Genomic DNA, 22,623 nt, shown 5'->3' with positions numbered 1-22,623 from the left:
TCGGGGGCCTGCCGAGGCGGGCGCGGGCGGCGCAGAGTGGGAGAAGTCCCCCACCCGGCGAATCGGAGTCACCATGGCGAGCATCACCGCACTCACCGCCTCGGCGGCGCGCCGAGGTGAAGTCCGTACCGCCGACGGCGTGCGACTGGCGGTCCGCGAGTACGGCCCCCGCCGGGCCGCGCTGACCGTGGTCCTGCTGCACGGGCACTGCCTGCGCGCCGAGTCCTGGGCGGCCGTGCGCGACGATCTGCTGCGCGAGCACGGCGACCTGCGGGTTGTCTCCTACGACCACCGCGGCCACGGCGAGTCCGCCGCGGGCGACCGCCGCACCTACACCCTGGACCAGCTCGCCGACGACCTGCGCGAAGTCCTCGACGCCCTCGTGCCGACCGGCCCGGTCGTGCTGGTCGGCCACTCCATGGGCGGGATGACCGCGCTCACCTACGCCGCGCGCCACCCGCACGACATCGGCTCCCGCGTCGTCGGGGTCGCGCTCATCGCGACCGCCGCGCACGGACTCGCCGACGCGGGCTTCGGACGTCTGCTGCGCAACCCGCTGGTCTCGGCCTTCCAAGGGGCGGTGCGACACGCTCCCGGCCTCATGCAGCGCGTGAAGAAAGTGGCGGGCCGGGTGTTCGGCCCGGTCATCCGCACCGCCGAATTCGGCGACCGCCGCGTCGGCCCACAGGTGCTGGCCCTGGCCAACGCGATGCACAACCAGACGCCGATCGTGACGATGGCCGGGTTCCTGCGGGAGTTCATGGATTACGACCGCCGCGACGCGCTGCCGATCCTGTCCCGTGTTCCGACGGTGGTGCTGTGCGGTTCGGCCGACCTCATGACCCCGCCCGCGCATTCGGTCGCGATGGCCGCCGCCGTCGACTACGCCGATCTGGTGCTGATCGAGGGCGCGGGTCACTCGGTGCTGTTCGAGCGGCCCGCGCCGGTCGCCGAAGCACTGACCCGCCTGCTCTCGCGCGCCGTCGCCGATCCCACCCCGGTGGCCGCCGCGGCGTGAGCGGCCCGCCGGCGCTCGACCGGAACAGCGATGCCGGGCAGCCCGATCGGCGCCTCACGCGTGCGCTCCGACCGTCCCGCGGGTCAACGCTCGGCTCGGACCGCCACGCGCGGCAGTCCGAAGCGGGCGCGCACCGTGGATTCGGTGTAGGTCGACGGGAAAGCGCCCGCGGCGCGCAGCAGCGGGATCACCTCGTCGACGAAGACCCGCAGATCCCCCGGCAGCGAGGGCGGCTGGACGGTGAAGCCGTCGACCACGCCCGCGCGCCACCAGTCCAGGATCTGCTCGGCGACCTCGGCGGGCGTGCCCAGCACCAACCGGTGCCCGCCCTCCACGCGACGGGCCAACTGCCGCAGCGTGATCCGCTCGGTGGCGACCACTTCGTGCAGCGACCGGGCGAAGCCGACGGGCTGCTGCCGGTCCGGATCCACCGGGAACCGGTCGACGGTGAGGACGGCGTCCGGGTCGGCGGGCAGACCGTGCGCCGCGGCGAATTCGCGCAGCAGCGACTCCTCGTCGGGGTGGCCGTTGAGCCGTTCTTGCGCGCGCAACGCCGCCTCGGTGCTGTCCGCGACGATCGGGACCAGACCGGGCAGCAACCGCACGGCATCCGGGTCGCGGCCGTGGGCGATCGCGCGCGGCGCGGTCCGGCAAGGGTTCGGCGCCGAAATTCGCGGCGATGTCGGGATTGAAACTCGACACCACGTTCCAGATCACCCGACCGCCGGAGAGGTGGTCGAGACTGGCCAACCGGCGCGCGAGATTGTAGGGGGAATTGTAGGAACTCGACGCGGTGATCACCACGCCGATATCGGGGACGCGGGCGGTCAGCGCGGTGAACAGGACGATCGGGTCCAGTGAATGCAGCGGCCTGCTGGTCTCGGCGCGTTGCAGCGCCGGATGGTCGGACAGGAATATCGCGTCGAAGGTGCCGCGGTGCGCGAGTTCGGTCACCGCGAGGTAGTGCTCGGTCGACAGGAACCGGTCCCAGCGCTGCCCGGGCGCGGACCACGAATTGCGGTGGTAGCCGGTGCTGTTGACCCCGACGTTGAGAAACAGTCTGTCCTGTGGCATTCCTGGCTCCGTGACGATATCGGGGGTTCGCGCCGCGAACACAGTTCGCCTCTACCCTGCGTCGCGGCCGGTATCGCGGACAAGCGACCGAATCCGGGTGATTCCAAAGGCGGGCGCGGACAGCGCGTTCCCCGCGTTCACGGCGGGTGTTCAAGCCGAACTGCACGGTTCGTGTAGCCGATCTTCGCGATCGCAACCGGGGGCGGGCCCCAGGCGTGGACCTACGCTTCGAGCACGTCCTCTCCCGAACGACGACAGGTGGTGGGTCCGATGACGAGCACTGCGGTACAACCGATTTCCGCCGAATCCGCGATCGGCGTGCAGCCTTTGTCCGGCTACACCGGCGCGGAGATCTCCGGCGTCGATCTGGCGGCCGAGTTGTCCGAGGAGGTGATCGCGCAGATCCGGCGGGCACTGCTGCAATGGAAGGTCGTGTTCTTCCGCGACCAGTCCATCGGCCATGCCGAACAGATCGCTTTCGCGCGCCGATTCGGAAAAGTCACCCCGGCGCATCCGTACGAGGAGAATCCGCCCGCGGGATTTCCGGAGATCCTGCCGATCGACAGCAGGCGTTACGACGAACTCTACGGTCGCAGGCGCACCTCCTACGACAGCAGTTGGCACACCGACGTCACCGCGCTGGTCAATCCGCCCGCGTTCTCGATTCTGCGCTCGGACATCCTGCCCCCGTACGGCGGTGACACGGCGTGGACCAATCTCGTCGCGGCCTACGAGAATCTGCCCGAGCGTCTGCGCGAATTCGTCGACACCCTCGACGCGGAGCACACGTTCGAGAATCGCGCGGCCAGGGGCAGTGCGCGCGGCGAGGTGATCTCGAACAAACCGCTGCGCACCTTCCACCCGGTGGTGCGGGTGCACCCGGAGACCGGTGAGCGCGCGCTGTTCGTCAGCCCCGGTTTCACCCGCAAAGCCAAGAGCATCCGCGATCTCGGCCCCCGGTTGAGCTCGCATCTGCTCGAGGCGCTGTGGGAGGAGGCCACCCGCACCGAGTACACGGTGCGCTTCCGCTGGCAACCGGGCAGCGTCGCGTTCTGGGACAACCGCGCCACCGCGCACCTGGCTATCCCCGACGCGGGCCATCTCGACCACGACCGCGTGCTCTACCGGGTCACCCTCGAGGGCGATGTGCCCGAGGGCGTGGACGGCCGCAAGTCGGAGTCGCTCGAGGGTGAGCCGTTCTTCGGCTCCTGACTCGCCGCGCCCGCCGACCACCCACGGAGCCCGCCGACCCTTTTGGGCGGCGGGCTCCCGCGTGTCCGCACGCACCCCTGTCCACCTGCGGTTTCGTCGGCCACTACGAGCTCACGGCGCGCGGAGATAGATCGAATCGGCACAATTTTTAGCCCGAACTTCACTTGACTCATTCCAGAAAAGGGATAAGACTCGTGGCGTGCCACCGGCCTCGGAGTACCAGCGGATGTTGCGAGACGCCGCACTGCGCGTGACCCGCCCGCGGGTCGCGGTGCTGGGGGCCGTGCACGACAACCCGCACGCCGACACGGACTCGATCATCCGCGCGGTGCGCACAGCCCTGCCCCACGTGTCGCACCAGACGGTCTACGACTCGTTGAACGCGCTCACCGCCGTCGGCCTGCTCCGACGGATCCAGCCCTCCGGCCTGCTGGCTCGCTACGAGTCACGGGTCGGCGACAACCACCACCACCTCGTCTGCCGAGCCTGCGGAGCCATCACCGACGTCGACTGCGCCGTCGGCGAGACTCCGTGCCTCAGCGCGTCCCACGACCACGGGTACGCGATCGACGAAGCCGAGGTCATCTACTGGGGGCTGTGCCCCGCCTGCGCGCGGACACAGCAGCCCGTGTCACAGCCCTGATCGACAGCCCATCCACCCAGTTCGGAAGGAAAACAGTGTCGGACGACAGCACCCACACCGGAAGCCGCAGCGAGAGCGAGAATCCGGCGATCCCCTCGCCCACCGCGAAGACCGAACACCGCCCCCGCACCAACAAGGACTGGTGGCCGGAGCAGATCGACGTGTCGGTGCTGCACGCCCACACGTCGAAGTCGAACCCGCTCGGTGCGGACTTCGACTACCCCGCCGAATTCGCCAAGCTCGACCTCGACGAGCTCAAGGCCGACGTCACCGCCGTGCTGACCAACTCCCAGGACTGGTGGCCCGCCGACTACGGCCACTACGGCGGCCTGTTCATCCGCCTGAGCTGGCACGCCGCGGGCACCTACCGCATCCACGACGGCCGCGGCGGCGCGGGCCAGGGCCAGCAGCGCTTCGCCCCCCTCAACAGCTGGCCGGACAACGCCAACCTGGACAAGGCCCGCCGCCTGCTCTGGCCGGTCAAGCAGAAGCACGGCAACAAGATCTCCTGGGCGGACCTGCTGGTCTACGCGGGCAACGTCGCGCTCGAGTCCATGGGCTTCCAGACCTTCGGCTTCGGCTTCGGCCGCGCCGACACCTGGGAGCCCGAGGAGGTCTTCTGGGGCCCCGAGGACACCTGGCTGGGCGACGAGCGCTACAGCGGTGAGCGCGAACTGTCCAACCCCCTCGGCGCGGTCCAGATGGGCCTGATCTACGTCAACCCCGAAGGCCCCAACGGTCAGCCCGACCCCGTGGCCTCCGCGCGCGACATCCGCGACACCTTCGGCCGCATGGCGATGAACGACGAGGAGACCGCGGCGCTGATCGTCGGCGGCCACAGCTTCGGCAAGACCCACGGCGCGGGCAACCCCGAACTGGTCGGCGTCGAACCCGAGGGCGCCCCGATCGAGCAGCAGGGCCTCGGCTGGAAGAGCGCCTACGGCACCGGCAAGGGCAAGGACGCCATCACCAGCGGCCTCGAGGTCGTCTGGACCTCCACCCCGACCAAGTGGGGCAACGGGTTCCTGCAGAACCTCTACGGCTACGAGTGGGAACTGACCAAGAGCCCCGCGGGCGCCTGGCAGTGGAAGCCCAAGGACGGCGCGGGCGAGGGCACCATCCCCGACCCGTTCGACGGCCCGGCCCGCACGCCCACGATGCTGACCTCCGACCTGGCGCTGCGCGAGGACCCGATCTACCGGGAGATCACCAGCCGCTGGCTCGAGCATCCCGAGGAGCTGGCCGAGGCGTTCGCCAAAGCCTGGTACAAGCTGCTGCACCGCGACCTCGGTCCGATCAGCCGCTACCTCGGCCCGTGGGTCGCCGAGCCGCAGTTGTGGCAGGACCCGGTCCCGACCGCCGACCACGCCTTGGTCGACGATGAGGACGTGGCCGCCCTCAAGGCCAAGGTCCTCGACTCGGGCCTGTCGGTCGCGCAGCTGGTCAAGACCACCTGGGCCTCGGCCGGATCGTTCCGCAGCACCGACAAGCGCGGCGGCGCGAACGGCGCGCGCGTGCGTCTGGCCCCGCAGAAGGACTGGGAGATCAACGAGCCCGCCGTCCTCGCCGAGGTGCTGCCCGTGCTCGAGCGGATCCAGCAGGACTTCAACGCCTCCGCGACCGGTGGCAAGAAGATCTCGCTGGCCGACCTGATCGTGCTCGCCGGTTCGGCCGCGGTCGAGAAGGCCGCCGCCGACGCGGGCCACCCGGTCACGGTGCCGTTCACCCCCGGTCGCGGTGACGCCGACCAGGACAGCACCGACGTCGACTCGTTCGCCGTCCTGGAACCCCGCGCCGACGGCTTCCGCAACTACGTGCGCGCCGGTGAGAAGGCCCCGCTCGAGCGGCTGCTGCTGGAGCGGGCCTACCTGCTCGACGTCACCGCGCCGGAACTCACCGTGCTCGTCGGCGGTCTGCGTGCCCTCGGCGCCAACCACGGCGGCTCCGAGCACGGCGTGTTCACCGACCGTCCGGGCGTGCTGAGCACGGACTTCTTCGTCAACCTGCTCGACCAGAGCGTCGAATGGAAGGCGTCGGAGACCGCGGAGAACGTCTACGAGGGCTTCGACCGGGCCACCGGCAAGGCCAAGTGGACCGCCACCGCCAACGACCTGGTGTTCGGTTCGCACTCGGTGCTGCGCGCGGTCGCCGAGGTCTACGCCCAGCGCGACGCCGAGGCCAAGTTCGTGGACGACTTCGTCGCCGCGTGGGTCAAGATCGTCGACAACGACCGGTTCGACGTGCGCTGATCGCCCCCACGTGAAGAGGCCGGGCCCAAGCGGCCCGGCCTCTTTCCACGCTCCCTCAGTCCGGGGGCTCCTGGACCTCGGGAGGCACCGACCCGGGTGCGTCGGTGGCGATCCCCTCGCTCTGCTCGTAACTGCCGGGACCGAGGTCCTCGGCGGCACGGCGAACGAAAGAGCCCGCGCCCGAACCGGATTCGGGCGGCTGCGGGGCCGAACCGGCCCCGGTCAGGTCGGGCAGTTCACGGTTCTCGGCGTCCTCGCGGATCGCGGTCGCCAATTCGCCCCGCAACCGCTCGGCGTTCTCACGATCGCCGGAATTGTCGGCGGTCGTGATGTCCTGGTGCAGCTGCGCGATCACATCTCGGGAAACCACGGCTACCTCCTCTGTCGCTCGATCCATGTCTGTGGGACGCGGACGACTCTCACTTCGCCGCGCCCACCGGTTCACGTTCGGCGAGCACCTCGACCAGCGCCGCGCAGAACGCGGGCAGATCGTCCGGGTTACGGCTCGAGATCAACGTCCCGTCGCGCACCACCTCACGGTCCACCACGGTGCCGCCCGCGTTGCGGATATCGGTCCGCACGCTCGGATACGAGGTCAACGTTCGGCCGCGCACCACGTCGGCCTCCACCAACGTCCACGGCCCATGACAGATCACCGCCACCGGCTTCCCGGATTCGACGAAATCGCGCACGAACCCGACCGCCGCCGCGTCCTGGCGCAACTTGTCCGGATTCGTCGTCCCGCCGGGCAACACCAACGCGTCGTAATCCGCGATCGACGCCTCCCCCACCACGCGATCGACCGCATACTCCCCGGCCGCCTCCACGTCGTGGTTCATCGCCTGGATCTTCCCGGCCCCGATAGACAACAACTCCGTGCGCCCACCGGCGTCCACCACCGCGTCCCGCGGCTGCACGAACTCGACTTCCTCGACCCCGTCGGCCGCCAGGATCGCGACCCGACGCCCCTGGAGTTCGGTGCTCATACGCTCTCCTTCCGCTCGCCCCCTTCCCGGCCGACTACCCCACGACCACCCACCCAATCCGGCCCTCCCCTCCCCTGGCCCCTCCCCGGTACCGGCACGTCGGACCGCGATTTGGTCCCCGCAGACACATCCGATAACCTTGCTGAGCACCACCGACCACGCGGTGGCGCTCCACCTGTCCGGGTGGCGGAATGGCAGACGCGCTAGCTTGAGGTGCTAGTGCCCTTTATCGGGCGTGGGGGTTCAAGTCCCCCTCCGGACACGACCACTACGCCCACGGGCGGTTGTGGCTTGGTTTCAGCCACGACTGTCCGTGTGACGTGGTCGAAGGTGAGTTTGAGGCCCAACCGCCGATACACCTCCAACTTCTCTCCCGGCTCCGCGCGGCGCAGCACGGTGATCCAGCCGCCGAGGCCGTCGATCAGTTCGGCGATCTGGGCCTTGCTCAGGTACGCCCGGTCGGCGTAGCCCTTCTCCAATGCGGCGAGTTCGGTGCGTAGTCGACTGCGTTGCGCGGCGGTCTCACTGATCCATTCGGCCACGATCTGCGGATCCGCGCCCGCTTCCAGCGCCGCGCGATGCCCGGCCAACACCTTCTCGATATGAGCCAACTCGACACGCAGGCCCGGCACTACGGGCGAGGTGTCGGTGTGGACCTGTTCGAGCCGGCTCAACGAGTGCCTCAACCGGTCTGGGTGGAACACCTCGGCCAACCACGCGTCCAACGGCTCGACCAACTGATCCTCGCGTAGATACACCGATTTGGGGTGGTCGAGGTCGTTGGCCAGGGCGTACTCGTTGGGATAGCGGCACCGGTAGTGCGGGCGGTCGTGATTCCAGTTGCCCTGCATCCGGCGCCCACACGCCCGGTGGATCAACAAGCCCTTGAACGCGTAGGGATGGCGCGTGCGCGCGGTCACCACCCGCCCCGTCGACTTCGCGTTCCGGGTGGCCCTGCGGGCGTTGGCGCGCTCGAACTCGGCCACCGACACCAACGCCTCGTGCGCGGGACGCTCCGAGAACACCCACTCCGAGTGCTTGTTCCACGTCAACCGGGTCTGGTTGCCCAACGCGACGTCCTCGACATCGATCAGGCTCTCCTGCTTGCGCTGCTTGTTCCACACCGCGAAACCGGTGTAGCGGGGATTGGTCAGGATCGCGCGGACCGCGCTCTTGGACCACGCCACCCCTTCCCGATGACGGTTACGGGCGTGATCGTGGGCCGAGGGGCAGGCGATCCCTTCGGCGGTCAGGCGTTGGGCGATCGCGAAGATCCCGAACCCCATCAGATACTCACGAAAGATCCTGCGCACCACCGGCGCGGTCACCGGATCGGCCTCCAGCTTGCGCAGCCTTTTACCGTCGGCGGCCTTGCCCGGATGCGGATGCGGACCCGCGTCGACCAACCTGTACCCGTACGGTGGCCGCCCGCCCAGATACCGGCCCTCCACCTGCGACTGGGCCGCCATCGCCGCCCTCACCCGGATCTTGATCCGGTTGCGCTCCCCCTTCGACATCCCCCCGAACACCGACATGATCAGATCGTGGGCCTCGGACTCCGGATCGATCGGACCACTGACCTCCGGCACCCACAACTGGACACCGAAATGGGTGAACACCGGGAACGTCAACCCGAACTGGTTTCCGTAGAACGCGCGTTGGGGCTCCCCGATCACCACCGCCTCGAACCCGCGATCGGGATCGCGTAACCGCTCCAACAACCGCGACGCCTCCGGGCGCCGACGCCACGGAATCGACCGGGACTGCCCCACGTCGAAGAACGACTCCACGATCACCCCGTGCCCCTCGATCAACGCCTGCGCCCGCCCCACCTGCCAATTGCGTGACGCCTGCGGATCCTGATGATCCTCGGTCGACACCCGACCCAGAAAAGCGAACCGAATCACCCGAGCCTCCTACAACACCGAGAACGGAAGGGAAAGAATGGAATTCGACGCCGCGGTCACAATCGGCGACCGGCGACCACCATCAGCGACACCTCAGTCGCAACGCCCGCCCGCGGGCGGACCGGGATCGGGCTGCTCACCCGCGGCATCACCGAGGAGGGCAGACCGACGTGCCTGGCGTAGAACGAGTTTCAGCAGCGCCTCGGCGGCGTAGACATCGAGCAGGGGCAACTCCGCCGGCGGCACGACCACGATATCCTCCGCCCCACCGATGCCCGAAACATCCGAATCCTCCGGCATCTGAGGCTCGCCCGTCACGACCGGACCCCACCATCGACGCCCACCACACCCCACGACGCGGGTCCGGGCGAGTTCAGCGACGTCGAGTCGCGCTCCAGGAACGAATCGGGCTCCCGCGTGAGACTGATTTCGACGTTCGGGACCCAAGCCACCGAGATCTGGGAAATCGGCAGCGGGCACCGTCGGGTTGGAGGGGAGGCGAGAGCGCGCGCGGCAGCGTTCTGGTGCATGAGCATCTACTTTCGTAACGCTCAGCAGCTGATTCGCCCACTCTCATACAACATCATCCGGCCCCGATACGCCACCCCTCAGCCCGATCTCCATCGACGAGGGAACGATCCGAGCCACCGCGAGCGACACGCGGCCGGCCCGCCACCCAACGCCCGGAACCCCACCGCCCGACCACCGAGGAGCCGCCATGACCGAGTACCGAGTCGTCTGGCAGATCGACGTCGACGCCCACGACCCCACCTCGGCCGCGCTCGTCGCCGACGAACTGTTGCGGGCATCGGACTCCACCGCCACCGTCTTCGACGTCCTCAGCCCCGACCAACACTCCCACCGCGTCGACCTCCGCGACCGGCCGGCATGACGTCTTGACCGATCCTCGACCGCGCCACTCTATGGCCGCTCCGTACGCCGAAACGGGGACGCAGGTGCCGGGAGAAGTTGGCATTTCTGCCAAGAAAAGCCCCTGAACAGGCGGTATTCCGTGTCCCGGAGTCCCCTCTCGCGCACAAGATCATGTCACTTGTGTCCGATTTCCCAGCCACGTGTCAGAGTGCACTCGCACCCACGGAGGCTTTCAGTGGAAACATGCTCTGACCTGCATCTTAACATGACATTTGTGCGACTTTCAGGCACTTGTCACCCCTTCCCGAAGTTTGCTGGCGAAAGTTCGGCGCGATGATCGCGGCGATCGTCCCGCCGGTCTCCATGTCACGAGAACGGGTTTCGAAACCGCTGGTCACGAACCGCGTGGTCCGTCCCCGCAGAGGCGAGTTCCTGTACGGATTGTCCGTTGTCGGCGACGGCGGCCGGATCACCGTGCGGAGCGTCGTAGACGCCCTGGGTTGGCAGCCGGGAACGAGGCTGGATCTGACGTACGCCAACGGCGATGTTCTCCGTGCGATACCGTCTTCGGAGGCATGCGCGGCCCCGACCCCGCACGGCCACCTTCGTGTCCCGTTCCGACTGCGGCGACGGGTCGGCCTACTCGTCGGGGATCGTGTCCTCCTCGTCGGCCATCGCCAGACCGGACAGCTGTTGCTGTATCCCCAGGCGACACTGGACGAGTTGTTCGCGGCCAACCTGGATGCGTTGGAAGCGGGACGGCCGTGACGACTCCGCCTTCCCCACACGCCGACGCGCAGACCGTGGCCGCGGCGCGACTGCTGTTGAGCCAGATGGGCATCTCCGCGTCCGACCTGTTCAGCCCTACCGTCGAGGTGCCGACGTTCGCGCAGGTGATCCCGGAAGTCCGAAAACAGTTGAAGCAGGGCACGCTCCGGACCTACAACACTCATTTCGAACACCTGCTCAGCGCCTACGCGGATCACCGCCTGGACGAACTGACACAACCCCAACTGGAAGGTCTGGCCCGCAAGATCCAGGCGAAGGCTCGCGTCGACCGCGCCTCCCGCGGCGGCGGCTCCGCTGTCGAGCACTTCATCAGCGCCTGCCGGTGCGTATATCGCTACGCCGAGGCGCACGGCTGGATCCGGCGCGCGGACAATCCCGCTCGCGGACTGGTGATGCCGAACCGCCGTCCCTCCAACCGCTTCGCCATCCCGTCTCCGCGGTTGGCCGCCATCTGCGCCGTAGCCGCCGCTGGCGGCAACGATCCCGAACTCGACACGCTCGTTCTGCGGTTGCACATCGAGACCGCCTGCCGCCGCAGTGGCGCGCTGGCGTTGCGTCCGCATGACCTCGACCCGGACCAGTGCCTGGTCTATCTGCGCGAGAAGGACGGCACCGACCGATGGCAACCGGTCTCTCCGACGTTGATGCGCCATCTGCTCGCCCATGCCGCCGAACGAGGCAGCGCACGATCCGAGCAGTTGCTGCGTTACCGCAGTCGCAGAGCGATCACCAGGCGGCGCTACGACTACCTCTGGTACCGCATCGGCGAGGATCTGGCCTGGGTCGCCACTCAAGGGGTCACCGCGCATTGGCTGCGACACACCACTCTCACATGGGTCGAGCGCACCTTCAGCTATGCCGTGGCCCGCGAGTACGCGGGACATCGCAGCAAGAACACGGGCACCACCGCTACCTACGTCAAGGCCGATCTGCACGAGGTGGCATTGGCGTTGGCGACACTCACGAACGAACCGCACCCGTTGGCACCCGCCTACCGGCCGCGTGTGCACCAATCCCTGGTTCCGTGACCGCTCCGTTCCGAAGGACTCCCATGACCGACTCGACGTCCACCGCGGCCCCACCGACCGTGCACACATCACAGCCGGATCCGCTCCCGACGAAACCACGTGCGCACGTCTTCTTCTGGAGCGTGCTCGGAGCCGCAGCCGTGGTATCCATCACCGGCAACGCCACCCAGGCGCTGCTGCACGAGACCGCGTTGCCGCTCGTCGCCGCGTCTGTTGCGGTCATCCCTCCCTTGGCGTTGCTGGCCGCAGTGCACGGGGTATCGGTGTTGGCCCGTGCGCACGTCAGCACACGGGCGACGCACTGGATCGCTGCGACCATGACCGCGCTGATCGCCGCCGGGGCGTTCTGGCTGTCGTTCACCGCCTTGCGGGCGCTGGCGATCACGGCCGGCGTCCCGCGAGGCGAGGCATGGTTGTGGCCGCTGATCATCGAAGGATCGATGGCGCAGTCCACTGTCGCGTTGCTCGCCCTGGCTCACGCCGCGGGTAACGACGTGCGCACCCACCCCAGTACCTCGCGCGCACCAGTCGCCACACTGCCCGACAGCTCCGACCATGATCCGGTCACCGGCATGGTCGATCGGTCGGTGTGCACACGTTCCGGCGAACCGCAACGGGGGCCGACCGCTTCCCTGTACGGCGAGAGGCGAATCCTTCACCGCGCGTCGGAGCAGGAGGATTTCGAGCAGATCGCGGCGCTGCTGTGCGCACGCGATCCGGGCCGGCGACGCGATCCTGAGATCGTCGCCCGCGCCTTGGTACACCATCACCGCGATGGCTGGAACGCCACCCGAATCTCCCAGGAATTGAACAGGAGCCGATCGACCATCAGCCGCATCCTCAGCGACGCCGCCGAACTCGACACCGACGATCCCGAAACCGTCGCCGGATCCGGCGGCGAGAGCTCGGAGTTGTCCAGTGAGGTCGTCATCGGGACCGAAGACCTCTCGACAATTCGGCCACAACGAGATTCAATGATTGCGAAGGGATAGCAGGCTTCCATGACAACCACTGATCACCGCTGGCACACGTCGGCGCCGGATAGGGAAACCCTGATGTACCCAGACATCACTTGTCCGCGGTGCGGCCGCGTCGACGCGCTGCAATCGGTGCCCGGCCTCTACCACGCCGGGATCACCGCGAGCTCGGGATCGCAAACTTACTCCGGCTTCGGCATAACCGCCGGTGGCGTGATTCCGGTGTTCGGCACCACCACGATCGACCGGACGCACACGACCGCTCTCGCCGCGAGCCTGGCCCCCGCACCAGCCCTGCTGCCCGTCGACCGACTTACCAGACGCGGCATATTGTGGAGCATTCCTGCGGTTTTCGTCGCAATCGGGATGGTCGCGGTGCTCATATTCGGCGACCTCGATGCGCGCAGCGCGCCGGGCGGCGTGCTGTTCGTGCTGCTGCTCGTGTGGTTTCTCTCCATCCCTGGGGCGGCGACGTTGCAATCCGCCGGTCAACGCCGAAAGCGCAACGCTGTCGTCGTGCGCGGACGCGCGGACGCCCACTCTGCTTGGCAGACCGCGTTCTACTGCCATCGTTGTGGCACGGTCCACTGGCCTGTCGCTCCGAGACCTACGCTGCCCGCTCGGGAGGCGCTCGCGCCGGGCGTCTTCCGTTCACTGGTGTGGAATGTGGGTGGCTACGCTCATCTGTGAGCCGAAATCAGTCGTCGGTCCGGTCGCCAATAGCCGGACCGACGTTGATCTGTCGAGGAGAACCGCCGTCCGCCGCACGCCCGGGTGAACTCCCCGTGATGCTGCTGTTTGCGGCTTCGCCAGTGTTCCCGGCAGATTCCTCAGCACCCGCACGGACGAATCCGATCAACTGACGAACCTGCTTGACGGTCAGTTCGAGCAGGTCAGCAATATCGTCGTCGGATTGGCCCTGTTCCCGAATCAAGAGGGCGGCAGCGCCTTGGGCCATACGCAACTCGGCTATCCGTCGTGCAGCCCTAGCCTCGATAGCCTCGATTCGGCTACGGAGGTCAGCGGTCTCCGCGTCCCGCTTCCGCTCACAGGCGCCGACCGCCTCCCAGTTCTCCAGATATCTCCGGACGGCGTCGGTGACAATCTGCTCACGCTCTCGCTCTGCGGCTCGACGAGCTCTCCGACGTTCGCGCGAGCGCTCCAACCGCTCGACCAATTCAGGGGACCGTTGCTGACGCATCGGCATAGCGACCTCCACGATCGCCCAGTTACTGATTCGCCCAAGTTGATCCTACGCCAGGTCACGCATCGCTGTACCGTCGTACGCTCAGGAACCTCAGCTCAGCTCGAGCCGCTCAGAGTAAGCACTACGACTCCTTAACCCCGCGACCAGGAGCGATGGGCCGCCACAATGAGCAGCACGATGCCTAACCATCACCGGCGGTGCGCCTTCCACCGAGCAGACCGAGCGCGCTCGGCTCGCTGGGAAACCACTGATCAAGCGGCGTCGATTTCATCGAGACTATTGAGAAGATGCGCCGCGAACTTGCACGCCTGTGCCCCGCTCAATTCGATGCCGGGATCACAGTCGGACATGAAAAGCTCCAGGAGAAGGGCAGCTCCACCTTCCTGATGGTCATACCTGTTCAAACGAAGTTCGATCGCCTTCGGGAACTCATGTCCTCCTGACTGCCGAACCACCATCAACGGTCCATGGTGTTCGACTATTCTCGCCTCTTCCCCGGCGCGTAGGTCACCGTGCCCCGAACACCAGGTCGGACACCCCTGCCTCACCGGCGCCAACCGCAGATCGGCGGCCCGAAGCAGCAGATGCGCCAGCCTGTACACCGTCCCTCGTGTCAGTTCGATCGCGGCACCGGCAGGATCGGTGATGGCGATGCGATAGTCACGACTGTTTCTACGGTCTTGTGCGAGTACACGCATCCCTATCCGACGTGGACGATCCGACCAGTTCGGGCCACCGAGGTCAACGCACCGTTCCGGACCGAAATGTAGGCAACAGCCGTCTGACGAGACCACGGCCCCATCGTTGTGGTCGACGCACCACGATGGGCATGAAAATGCAACGGTCACAACCACTCCTGCTTGCCGCCGAACCGGTCAACCTATTCCACGCTTACACCCTAGGCGTGAAATCTGTTGCCAACACGACGATGTGGCGCAACCTACATCCCTACAGACACCGTCGCCGGTGAGCCGAACACGAGACCGAAAACTACTGTTCAGCCGGTCCGCCGTCGGACATCTGACTCTCCGCCGTCGGCCGCACCCGAGGATCGCCGCCACCGGGTCCCTGCTTCACTCTTGGACAAAGTGACGCTGCCCACACGCGGACGCCCTCCCCGTTCGGAGACGCGCAGGTCAAAACTGATTGCGTTCACACACCCCCACCCGGTTCCGAGTCCGACGTAGCCAGATGGCCGCGCCTCGATCCGGACGTCCGGTCTGAGCCAACCCGACTCGGTGATGATTAACACTGCGGACTGACTTCGGACTCGCGCCGCCATCGCCCGGGTTCGGGATGCCGGCCCACATCCCGGGTGATCGAGGACTATGACGTCGATTCCGTCCAGTAACACCGCGACAACGGCCAACGCGTCTGGACCGGGGTCTGCAATGTGCGCCAACCTGTCCAGCCGACCACCCATTTCGTGCAGGGCAAGTAGACCGATCTGCGGATTTCCTACGACTGCCGCCCATTTCCCTGCGGCGGTTGCCCCTGCCAGCAGCGCCAGCAGCAGCGAACCGCGGGTGCAACTGATGATCGTGCCCCGCCGCAAACCGCTGTCGGGTAGGACCGCCGCCAAACCTTCGAGCACCGGTAGAACATCGTCCACGCCACGAGCGTGGCGGTCGGCGGATCGGGCTGCGGTCGCGGGCGATCCGGGCGACATCTCCAAGATCCGCGCCCTCAACGCCTCAAGTTGCCGGTCCCGCAGGTCACCGGTCGGGGTATCCGCACCATCCCGAGCGCCCACACCAACCTCCAATCATCGAACATATGTTCGCACACGCCTTGAGGTGGTGCGGCACTTCACACGCCGTCCGTAACCACCCTCGGTCAACCAGACCGACGTTCCTGTCAGAGAAAGGCCGTAGCGATGCACACCGACCCACGCGACCGTGCCGACGTCGCCCAGCACTCGTCCCAGTCTTCGCCCGCGACCGCGACACGGTCGGTCGCCGTGCGCGACCTGCGGACCGGCGACCGGATTCGTGACGTGTCCGGGCTCGCCGGGGCACGCGTGGTCTCGTGTGTGACCGTCGAATTGGGACTGGATCTGCGCCCCTGGTTTGCAGTGCGTTTCCGCGGCGGGGGTGTGCGGGTAGCCGAGAGTCTGTCCACCGAGGTCGAGTTGATCGCCGCGGAAACAGCGCGTCTACACGTCGCCACCGATCCGGCGCCGTTCGCGCCGCCGCGGTCGATGGCGGAGTTGATCGACCTCGCCCACTCGCATCGCCGCGCCTACAGCGTCGTGCACGGGGTCGACAACTCCGGTGCCCCCTTCGTCACCTTCACCGCGAAATGGTCCCCGCCCGGCTGCGAGATCGACACCGCGCTGCGAGTGACCTGGCACACCCGAGACACTGGCTCCTACCGACTGTTCCACGCTTCGGCTCAGGGCTACCACCGCGGCCATCACCCGATCACCCTCACCACCGCCCGCAGACACCTGAGCGGGAAGCTCTGCTTCTATCGCGACCACGGGACGCTGTGACTGCTCGCCCGACCCAGTCAGTTCGGTAGCTGTCCGTATGCTGAATGGGTGGCGCTGCCGGCTCCGATGCTGGCGACCGCGGGTCGGCCGCCCGATGATCCGCGTGTCTGGGCGGTCGAGATGAAGTACGACGGCATGCGCGTGATCGCTCACCGCCATCATGGCCGGTGGCGGTTGTTCAGCCGGACCCTGGCCGAGGTGACCGGATCGTTCCCGGAACTCACCGACGGACTGTCCGCCCTTGTCCACACCGACGGAATGATCCTCGACGGAGAGATTGTCGCGCCGACACCCGAGACCGGTGTCCCGTCGTTCCGCCGATTGCAGCAGCGGATGGGCCGAACCAAGCCCTCCCTCAGTATTCGGGCGACCGTGCCCGTGCAGGTCTTCGTCTTCGACGTGCTGCACACCGGCACCGAGTCGGTGACGGCGTTGCCCTATCGTCGTCGCCGCGCGGTCCTGGAAGATCTGTCGTTGTCGGGCCCGGGGGTACGGACTCCGCCGTCGTGGACGGCGATCCCGGCATCGCAGTTGTTGACCGTCGCCGCGGACCATCACCTCGAGGGCATCGTCAGTAAACGCCTGGACTCGATATACCGCCCGGGGGTGCGGTCCCGACACTGGATCAAGACCGTCCTGAGACAGCACGGCGAGGCGATCGTGGTCGGTTGGATCCCGGCCACCGGCCCCGCTGGTCGGGTGGGGTCACTGGTGCTGGCCGCCCACGACGCCGAGGGCGCGTTGGTCCTGCTCGGTCAGGTCGGCACCGGATTCACCGATGCCGCCCGCCGAGCCCTGTACGACGAACTCACCCGGATCCGGTCCGACCGCAGCCCGCTTCGCGGCGGGAACGTCTCGCGCGGCCAGGGCGGGCGGGTGCGGTGGGTGGCCCCAACGCTGGTCGGCTCCGTGCAGTATCGCGAAAAACAGGTGGTATTGCATCCGATGCAACATTCGACATTTCGGCCGACCAGAGGTCAGTGCAGGCTGGAAGACTGTAGCGCATTTGCATCGCAGGCCGGACTTATATGGCAAACAGCAGCAAATCAGCTACGCATCATTGATGCATCTGATACAACAGATGGGTGATCGTCCCGCTTCCAGGGTCCGCGCGACTTGTTTTGGCGGACAACGTTGTTCATCTCGATCCTGAGCCTGCGATTCTGGCAGCGATGTTGGAGGGTTGGCGGCGGCAGCAGTCCGCCCGCTTCCTCGGCATCGAGACGGTGGATCGCCGGCTACGGCTCATCCATCGCGTGGTGGAGTTCACTGGCCTGTATCCGTGGCAGTGGACACCAGCGGAGGGTGAGGCGTTCATTGATCATCTGCGCGGTCTCGATCCTCCGCGGGCGTTGTCGACCGCGCGCGGGTATGAGGTCGTCATCAACCTGTTTTTGGAGTTCCTGCTCGATCCGCGCTATGAGTGGGCTACGGCGTGTGAGGAGCGTTTCGGTGATGTACCGCAACTGATCTTTCATGACGGCAACTCGATCGTGCACCGGGTGGAGTACGAGGGCGATCCGCGGCGACGGCCGTTGGCATACGACGAGGTCCAAGCGTTGTTCGACGCTGCCGACGCTCGTCCGAGCAAAATTGCGAGCAGGGGTGTGAAGGGCGGGCTGGGCGCTGCTCGCGATGCCGCGGTGCTGAAAACGGTGTACGCGTTCGGGCTTCGCCGGACCGAGGCGTCGATGCTGGATCTCGTTGATCTGCGGCGCAATCCGAAGATGGCCCAGTTCGGCAGGTATGGCAGTGTGATGGTGCGCTACGGCAAGTCATCGAAGGGATCACCGCCGAAACGACGATCGGTGTTGCTGGTGCCGGAGATGGACTGGATCGTCGAGGTGTTCGATCAGTGGCTGACCGAATTGCGACCGCGATTCTCTCCAGGTCGACACCCCGCGCTGTGGGTCACCGAACGCGTTGGGCGGTTGCAGCCACGCTCGATCAATGAGGCGTTCGTAGCGGCCAAGCGCGACGCGGGCTTGGACGAGCACCTCGATGTCCACTGCTTGCGCCATTCGGCAGTTACGCATTGGACCGAATTCGGCTACCCCGCACAGTTCTGCCAGGAGCAGGTCGGACATTCGCATGCTGCGACGACCGCGATCTACACCGGGGTGTCGAACGAGTTCCGCAACCAGATGTTGGCGGCCTCGTTGAAGGGCCGACTCGGCGTCCAGTGGGATGTGCCGGTATGAACAAGAAGATGGGCTACCAGTGGAGACTGCGGGATCTGATGGCCGATGCGCAGATGTTCCAGACCTCGAACCTCGTTCCACTGCTCGCCGAACGCGGGATCGTCCTGTCCCGGGAACAGGTCTATCGACTGGTCACCCAGCCGCCTCAACGGTTGAGCATGGATGTCCTGGTAGCGCTGTGCGACATCCTGGACTGCACACCCAACGACCTGATCGTGCCCGAGGTGGTCAACGCCCAGATCCGTAAGACCGCAACCGACGAACTCGATTCGGGTCCGGTCCAGCCGCGTCGCAGTGTGATCCGAAGGCCCGGAGCCCAGTGAGGCCCGGACCGTCTCGTCGTGAAGACCTTTCCGAGATCCGCGGCCGCTTGATCGCGACGTTGTCAGCAGTGGCGGGACCCGAACTGGGCGCCGAGGAGGCCGAGCATCTGTTGCGGCGGGCGCGCGCTTGGGAGTCCGGCGGCGCGCGCTTGTTGAGCGAGCACCTGACTGAGTGTCCTGATGCGTTCACCGCGCCGTCGACGGACTGTCCACTGTCGTTGCCGACACTGTCGAATCTACTCACCGACAACGGGTTCGGCGACCATGTCGTGCTGCTCGGATGCGCTCGCTGCGGACGCACCGACAAGACTCTCAAACGCCGGACCGCAGAGGGCCGTTGCTGTGAGCGATGCATGGAAAGGGACAATCGTCGGCCGTGCGGGCGATGCGGGAAGTCCGCGAGGATCGTGGCCCACCGAGAGGATGGACCGATCTGCCGAACGTGCTATCGCCGCGATCCGGCCCGACAGCTGCCGTGCGCGCACTGCGCGAGGATCGGGCCGATCGTCGGCCGCGCCCCGGACGGGGGACCTCTGTGCCGCAGGTGCCGTCCCCGGCCGATGAAACCGTGCGCGCACTGCGGACAGATCCGGGTGGTGTGCGCGAACACCCCGAAGGGGCCGAGCTGTCGCCGGTGTCACGAGAGGTCGCCCCGACGGCTGTGTGGAATCTGTGGGCAGATACGCGCGATCAAACGCCGCGGCGATGACGGGCGCCCCGATATGTGTGAAGGGTGCGCGCGGAGAGTCGACGACTGCGCTCGATGTGGTCGCCGCCGGGCCGGCGCTGGGTACAGCGATGGCCAGTTCTACTGCACCACCTGCTACCCGAAGACACCGCGGCCCTGCGCGATCTGCGACAGGAGCGCACATGTCAACGCCGTGTGGCCGTTGGGACCGGTCTGCCAACGCTGCTACCGTACGGGCCTGGCGCGTCCAAGCGCCTGCGCCGACTGCGGGCAGCCACGTATCCTCGTGTGTATCAACGCATCCGGGCGCAGGGTATGCACGCGATGCGCGGGGGTCGATCTGGACTTCACCTGCATCACTTGCGGTGAGGAAGGTCCGGGATTCCGTGACCGCCGATGCTACCGATGCCTGGTGATCGCGAAGATCACCGCACTGCTCGGTGGTGGCGCAGTTCGGGACACACAGCTGCGATCGTTGTTCGACATCCTCGGCGCGGTCAGTTCGGCCAGTGTGCAGCACTGGCTCCGCAGCGAAGAGTCACTGGGTCTGCTCGCCGCGCTCGCCCGAGACAGCGACAAGATCACCCACGAAGCGCTCGACGCCCTCCCGCAGAACGGGCGAACCCACCACATCCGCGCCGCACTGGTCTCCGCGACCATGCTCCCACCTCGCAATGAGCCCTTGGCGCAGCTGCAACTGTGGGTGAACCGCACCATTCCCACGCTCGCATCCCACCACCAGCCCGTTGTACGCTCCTACGCTGAATGGCACATCATCCGGCGTGCCCGCCAACGAGCAGCTCGGGGGCCGTTCCGCCCTGGTGCCGACGCCTCGAACCGGCAACGAATCCGTTGCGCCATCGCCTTTCTGCACTGGCTCGACAACAGCGGCATCGCACTCACCGACCTGGGTCAGCGCCACATCGACACCTACTTCGACACCCGCCCGTCCAACCCGAAGGCTGTTGCCACCTTCCTGTCCTGGATGCGTGCGCGTCGCTTGATCACCGGCATCGATATTCCGCATCCGAAAGACGCTCTCCCACTAAAGTTCCAGGACGAAATCGATCACATCGAACAGTTGCGGCGTTGCCTGACCGACGTGACACTGCCGCCGCACGTCCGGATCATCGGCACGCTGGTCAGGCTATACGCGCTGCCCGTAGCACGGATCGTCGAACTGACCACCGACCGATTCCACCGCGACGATACCCACGCCTACCTGGTCATCGACCGACATCCGGTGATCTTGCCGCCGTCGCTGGCCGCACTGATCGAGGATTTCATCGGGGCCTCCGATCCCGACTCCGATCTCACAGAGAGGCATCCCGCCAGACCCGCCTATCTCTTTCCGGGCAGGCCGTCCAGCAGACCGCGCAACACCACCAGCCTGGGCCGGGAGCTGAGCAAGTTCGGGCTGCCCACGCGAGCCGCCCGCAACTCGGCGATGATCGCCAACATCCTGGACCTGGAACCAGCCGTGATCAGCGATCTCTACGGACTCGCCCCGCAGACAGCTCACAAGTGGGCGCAATTCGCGCAGAGTAGTTGGGCGGCCTACCTGGCGGCTCGATCGGACCAGACGCGGACATCGTTGTAGGCGCATCCGGTGCGGACCCCCGAACACGTTTCACCGTGCCGTGGCCGCAGCGAGCCAGACAGTTCGGCTCCAAGAAACTCGACGAACGCCCGCGACACGGCCGTCATCGCTACTTCGAGACGTATCGACATGACCGCCCGCCGTAGCCATCCAGTCAGTCCGACATGCCGATTCCGGTGCAGCCGCCGGTCGAAGCGTCGGCGCGGCCATACATTGTCCCTTGATCGGCCCTGATCGAATCGAATGATTCGGCCCGCCGGATTCGTCTACCAAGGCAGGGGCTCGAAGTCGCTGTCGTTGATCCGTTCCGGATGCAGGACTTCCTCACGTTCGTCCTCGTCGAGGGTGGCGAGGTTCTCCATGTCACGGTAGATGCCGAGGTTGGCTTCTTCGAGGGTGGTCCACACCGGGCAGGGCGACGGCTTGCGGCATGCGCGGCAGATTTCGTCGTCGTCGGGTTCGTGGGGCAGGACGACCTCGGCGAAGGTTGCGCGCCACGTGTCGCGGGAGCGGTAGGCGGCTTTCATTCTGTCGCGGTAGGCGTTCTGGGCCAACCATGCCCTGCGCGCATACGATCGCAGGTCGGCGTCGTGTGCCCGCAGGCGTTCGAGCTCGCGCTCGGCAGGCTCGTCGGGCTGTTCGTAGTGTGAATCGCACAGTGGGCAGTACAGGTCGGCTTCGAGTTCGAGCAGCGTCGAGGGTGCCCACCCCACGTTGCGCCCACAGCACGCACACGCGAATTTCGGTCCGGGTGGGCCGTTCCGCTGGCGTGGGGCTTGCGTGTCGCGGTAGGCGTCGAGGATCGTCGCGTTTTCACGACGTATCTGCGCGGCACGATCTTCGCTCATGCGTCGACGTTCATTCGCGAACCACTCGCGCACAGTTGCGGCGTCCCTGGGGGTAAGCCCCGAGTTGCCGTTCGCCGCGGCGATGCCCAGATCGTGCATCAATCCCAGCAGTTGCACGGGGTCTGCCCCGAGTTCTGAAGCGAGCCTGGCAGCTCGGACACGCTGCTCAGTCAAGGGCGTAACCTTTCGTCGGTCCCGCGTTTGCGCTCAGTCTAGGTTCGGGCACCGACAGGTTGCGGTGACGTTGCCGAGCACCCTTCGCTCTCGGATGGGCCGGCGGATGAGGGGGCAGCGGCGGTGTGCGCGATGTCGTCCGGAGGGTCTCGGTTCCGACGGCACGACTACACGGGCGGCCGCCTCATGATCGCGCAGCTTCTGATGACAACCGAACGACGACATGTAACTATGTATCGTAGTTTTTCGGAGCGGGTGATGATGCCCGCGGTCGTTGAGGAGCTCAGTTGGCGCATCCGGGATGTCGACGAACGGTCGCGAGCTCGTCGCGC

General features: G+C 66.8%; 21 protein-coding genes, 1 tRNA gene and 1 pseudogene. 14 read left to right on the top strand and 9 right to left on the bottom strand.

The window, feature by feature from the left end; translation table 11 throughout:
- Window positions 1-73 precede the first annotated feature (73 nt).
- Complete coding sequence (locus ON30_RS14920; protein WP_040707647.1) at window positions 74-1,018, top strand: alpha/beta fold hydrolase; 945 nt, start codon at window positions 74-76, stop codon at window positions 1,016-1,018.
- Between the two features lie 54 nt (window positions 1,019-1,072).
- Here the strand turns inward: ON30_RS14920 and ON30_RS42270 are convergent, their stop codons facing one another.
- Entirely contained in the window at window positions 1,073-2,092 is a 1,020-nt protein-coding gene (locus tag ON30_RS42270; RefSeq protein ID WP_083911420.1) for an LLM class flavin-dependent oxidoreductase, read from the bottom strand.
- 270 nt (window positions 2,093-2,362) lie between these two features.
- Between ON30_RS42270 and ON30_RS14910 the strand changes: the two genes are divergently transcribed.
- From ON30_RS14910 to katG, 3 genes are all read left to right on the top strand, one after another.
- Window positions 2,363-3,304, top strand: coding sequence for a TauD/TfdA dioxygenase family protein (locus ON30_RS14910; protein ID WP_040707751.1), 942 nt, complete (start codon window positions 2,363-2,365; stop codon window positions 3,302-3,304).
- A 226-nt stretch (window positions 3,305-3,530) separates the two neighbouring features.
- Window positions 3,531-3,947, top strand: a complete 417-nt coding sequence (locus tag ON30_RS14905; protein WP_040707644.1) for a Fur family transcriptional regulator — start codon at window positions 3,531-3,533, stop codon at window positions 3,945-3,947.
- A gap of 35 nt (window positions 3,948-3,982) precedes the next feature.
- On the top strand, window positions 3,983-6,196 hold the full coding sequence (gene katG / locus ON30_RS14900; RefSeq protein ID WP_040707643.1) for a catalase/peroxidase HPI: 2,214 nt from the start codon (window positions 3,983-3,985) through the stop codon (window positions 6,194-6,196).
- A gap of 55 nt (window positions 6,197-6,251) precedes the next feature.
- On the opposite strand, the gene ON30_RS14895 is transcribed toward katG, so the two are convergent.
- Together ON30_RS14895 and ON30_RS14890 are read right to left on the bottom strand one after the other, a co-directional pair.
- Window positions 6,252-6,566, bottom strand: a complete 315-nt coding sequence (locus tag ON30_RS14895; RefSeq protein ID WP_157183742.1) for a hypothetical protein — start codon at window positions 6,564-6,566, stop codon at window positions 6,252-6,254.
- Window positions 6,567-6,615: 49 nt separating this feature from the next.
- Window positions 6,616-7,182, bottom strand: coding sequence for a type 1 glutamine amidotransferase domain-containing protein (locus ON30_RS14890; protein ID WP_040707640.1), 567 nt, complete (start codon window positions 7,180-7,182; stop codon window positions 6,616-6,618).
- A gap of 177 nt (window positions 7,183-7,359) precedes the next feature.
- Here ON30_RS14890 and ON30_RS14885 point away from each other — a divergent pair.
- Window positions 7,360-7,444, top strand: a tRNA-Leu gene (locus ON30_RS14885).
- A gap of 742 nt (window positions 7,445-8,186) precedes the next feature.
- On the opposite strand, the pseudogene ON30_RS40620 reads toward ON30_RS14885, so the two are convergent.
- Both ON30_RS40620 and ON30_RS14860 read right to left on the bottom strand, forming a co-directional pair.
- Window positions 8,187-9,062 (bottom strand): annotated as a pseudogene (locus ON30_RS40620) (recombinase family protein); the annotation flags it as partial.
- Between the two features lie 120 nt (window positions 9,063-9,182).
- On the bottom strand, window positions 9,183-9,341 hold the full coding sequence (locus ON30_RS14860; RefSeq protein WP_157183741.1) for a hypothetical protein: 159 nt from the start codon (window positions 9,339-9,341) through the stop codon (window positions 9,183-9,185).
- 466 nt (window positions 9,342-9,807) lie between these two features.
- Between ON30_RS14860 and ON30_RS39185 the strand changes: the two genes are divergently transcribed.
- From ON30_RS39185 to ON30_RS14840, 4 genes are all read left to right on the top strand, one after another.
- Window positions 9,808-9,981: a hypothetical protein gene (locus ON30_RS39185; RefSeq protein ID WP_157183740.1), complete on the top strand. Its 174-nt coding sequence runs from the start codon at window positions 9,808-9,810 to the stop codon at window positions 9,979-9,981.
- Window positions 9,982-10,726: 745 nt separating this feature from the next.
- On the top strand, window positions 10,727-11,779 hold the full coding sequence (locus ON30_RS14850) for a tyrosine-type recombinase/integrase (RefSeq protein ID WP_051029365.1): 1,053 nt from the start codon (window positions 10,727-10,729) through the stop codon (window positions 11,777-11,779).
- 23 nt (window positions 11,780-11,802) lie between these two features.
- Window positions 11,803-12,771 (top strand): DUF2637 domain-containing protein, encoded by a 969-nt coding sequence (locus ON30_RS36125; RefSeq protein WP_051029364.1) that lies wholly within the window; start codon window positions 11,803-11,805, stop codon window positions 12,769-12,771.
- A 9-nt stretch (window positions 12,772-12,780) separates the two neighbouring features.
- Window positions 12,781-13,446 (top strand): hypothetical protein, encoded by a 666-nt coding sequence (locus ON30_RS14840; protein WP_157183739.1) that lies wholly within the window; start codon window positions 12,781-12,783, stop codon window positions 13,444-13,446.
- A 7-nt stretch (window positions 13,447-13,453) separates the two neighbouring features.
- On the opposite strand, the gene ON30_RS39180 is transcribed toward ON30_RS14840, so the two are convergent.
- The 3 genes from ON30_RS39180 to imuA' form a co-directional block, all read right to left on the bottom strand.
- A complete protein-coding gene (locus ON30_RS39180) occupies window positions 13,454-13,714 on the bottom strand; it encodes a hypothetical protein (RefSeq protein WP_157183738.1) in 261 nt (86 codons plus the stop codon).
- A gap of 500 nt (window positions 13,715-14,214) precedes the next feature.
- The gene (locus ON30_RS39175) at window positions 14,215-14,661 is read right to left on the bottom strand and encodes a hypothetical protein (protein WP_157183737.1); all 447 of its coding nucleotides are present in this window, start codon (window positions 14,659-14,661) and stop codon (window positions 14,215-14,217) included.
- 299 nt (window positions 14,662-14,960) lie between these two features.
- Window positions 14,961-15,632 carry a DnaE2-dependent mutagenesis accessory factor ImuA' gene (imuA', locus tag ON30_RS42625; protein ID WP_501040354.1) on the bottom strand — a complete coding sequence of 224 codons (672 nt, stop codon included), beginning with the start codon at window positions 15,630-15,632 and terminating at the stop codon, window positions 14,961-14,963.
- Between the two features lie 207 nt (window positions 15,633-15,839).
- Between imuA' and ON30_RS14835 the strand changes: the two genes are divergently transcribed.
- From ON30_RS14835 to ON30_RS14815, 5 genes are all read left to right on the top strand, one after another.
- Window positions 15,840-16,457 (top strand): hypothetical protein, encoded by a 618-nt coding sequence (locus ON30_RS14835; protein ID WP_040707632.1) that lies wholly within the window; start codon window positions 15,840-15,842, stop codon window positions 16,455-16,457.
- A 48-nt stretch (window positions 16,458-16,505) separates the two neighbouring features.
- Window positions 16,506-17,546 carry an ATP-dependent DNA ligase gene (locus ON30_RS14830; RefSeq protein WP_051029363.1) on the top strand — a complete coding sequence of 347 codons (1,041 nt, stop codon included), beginning with the start codon at window positions 16,506-16,508 and terminating at the stop codon, window positions 17,544-17,546.
- 83 nt (window positions 17,547-17,629) lie between these two features.
- The gene (locus ON30_RS14825) at window positions 17,630-18,658 is read left to right on the top strand and encodes a tyrosine-type recombinase/integrase (protein WP_051029362.1); all 1,029 of its coding nucleotides are present in this window, start codon (window positions 17,630-17,632) and stop codon (window positions 18,656-18,658) included.
- A complete protein-coding gene (locus tag ON30_RS14820; protein WP_040707628.1) occupies window positions 18,655-18,981 on the top strand; it encodes a helix-turn-helix domain-containing protein in 327 nt (108 codons plus the stop codon). Before ON30_RS14825 ends, ON30_RS14820 begins: the two co-directional genes overlap by 4 nt.
- 1,100 nt (window positions 18,982-20,081) lie before the next feature.
- Complete coding sequence (locus ON30_RS14815) at window positions 20,082-21,269, top strand: hypothetical protein (protein WP_051029361.1); 1,188 nt, start codon at window positions 20,082-20,084, stop codon at window positions 21,267-21,269.
- 266 nt (window positions 21,270-21,535) lie between these two features.
- On the opposite strand, the gene ON30_RS39170 is transcribed toward ON30_RS14815, so the two are convergent.
- Window positions 21,536-22,234, bottom strand: coding sequence for a hypothetical protein (locus tag ON30_RS39170; protein ID WP_157183736.1), 699 nt, complete (start codon window positions 22,232-22,234; stop codon window positions 21,536-21,538).
- Window positions 22,235-22,623: the final 389 nt, after the last annotated feature.

Origin of the sequence: Nocardia takedensis NBRC 100417 (assembly GCF_000308695.1) — a bacterium.
Classification (GTDB): Bacteria; Actinomycetota; Actinomycetes; order Mycobacteriales; family Mycobacteriaceae; genus Nocardia; species Nocardia takedensis.
Note: the sequence above shows the minus strand (reverse complement) of the source record. Positions and strands in the feature narration are given on the sequence as shown.

Coding starts and splice junctions, on each gene's coding strand:
- ON30_RS14920 (WP_040707647.1), top strand. CDS start 74: ATGGCGAGCATCACCGCACTCACCGCCTCGGCGGCGCGCCGAGGTGAA.
- ON30_RS42270 (WP_083911420.1), bottom strand. CDS start 2,092: ATGCCACAGGACAGACTGTTTCTCAACGTCGGGGTCAACAGCACCGGC.
- ON30_RS14910 (WP_040707751.1), top strand. CDS start 2,363: ATGACGAGCACTGCGGTACAACCGATTTCCGCCGAATCCGCGATCGGC.
- ON30_RS14905 (WP_040707644.1), top strand. CDS start 3,531: ATGTTGCGAGACGCCGCACTGCGCGTGACCCGCCCGCGGGTCGCGGTG.
- ON30_RS14890 (WP_040707640.1), bottom strand. CDS start 7,182: ATGAGCACCGAACTCCAGGGGCGTCGGGTCGCGATCCTGGCGGCCGAC.
- ON30_RS39185 (WP_157183740.1), top strand. CDS start 9,808: ATGACCGAGTACCGAGTCGTCTGGCAGATCGACGTCGACGCCCACGAC.
- ON30_RS36125 (WP_051029364.1), top strand. CDS start 11,803: ATGACCGACTCGACGTCCACCGCGGCCCCACCGACCGTGCACACATCA.
- ON30_RS14840 (WP_157183739.1), top strand. CDS start 12,781: ATGACAACCACTGATCACCGCTGGCACACGTCGGCGCCGGATAGGGAA.
- ON30_RS39180 (WP_157183738.1), bottom strand. CDS start 13,714: ATGGCCCAAGGCGCTGCCGCCCTCTTGATTCGGGAACAGGGCCAATCC.
- ON30_RS39175 (WP_157183737.1), bottom strand. CDS start 14,661: ATGCGTGTACTCGCACAAGACCGTAGAAACAGTCGTGACTATCGCATC.
- imuA' (WP_501040354.1), bottom strand. CDS start 15,632: ATGTCGCCCGGATCGCCCGCGACCGCAGCCCGATCCGCCGACCGCCAC.
- ON30_RS14835 (WP_040707632.1), top strand. CDS start 15,840: ATGCACACCGACCCACGCGACCGTGCCGACGTCGCCCAGCACTCGTCC.
- ON30_RS14825 (WP_051029362.1), top strand. CDS start 17,630: ATGTTGGAGGGTTGGCGGCGGCAGCAGTCCGCCCGCTTCCTCGGCATC.
- ON30_RS14820 (WP_040707628.1), top strand. CDS start 18,655: ATGAACAAGAAGATGGGCTACCAGTGGAGACTGCGGGATCTGATGGCC.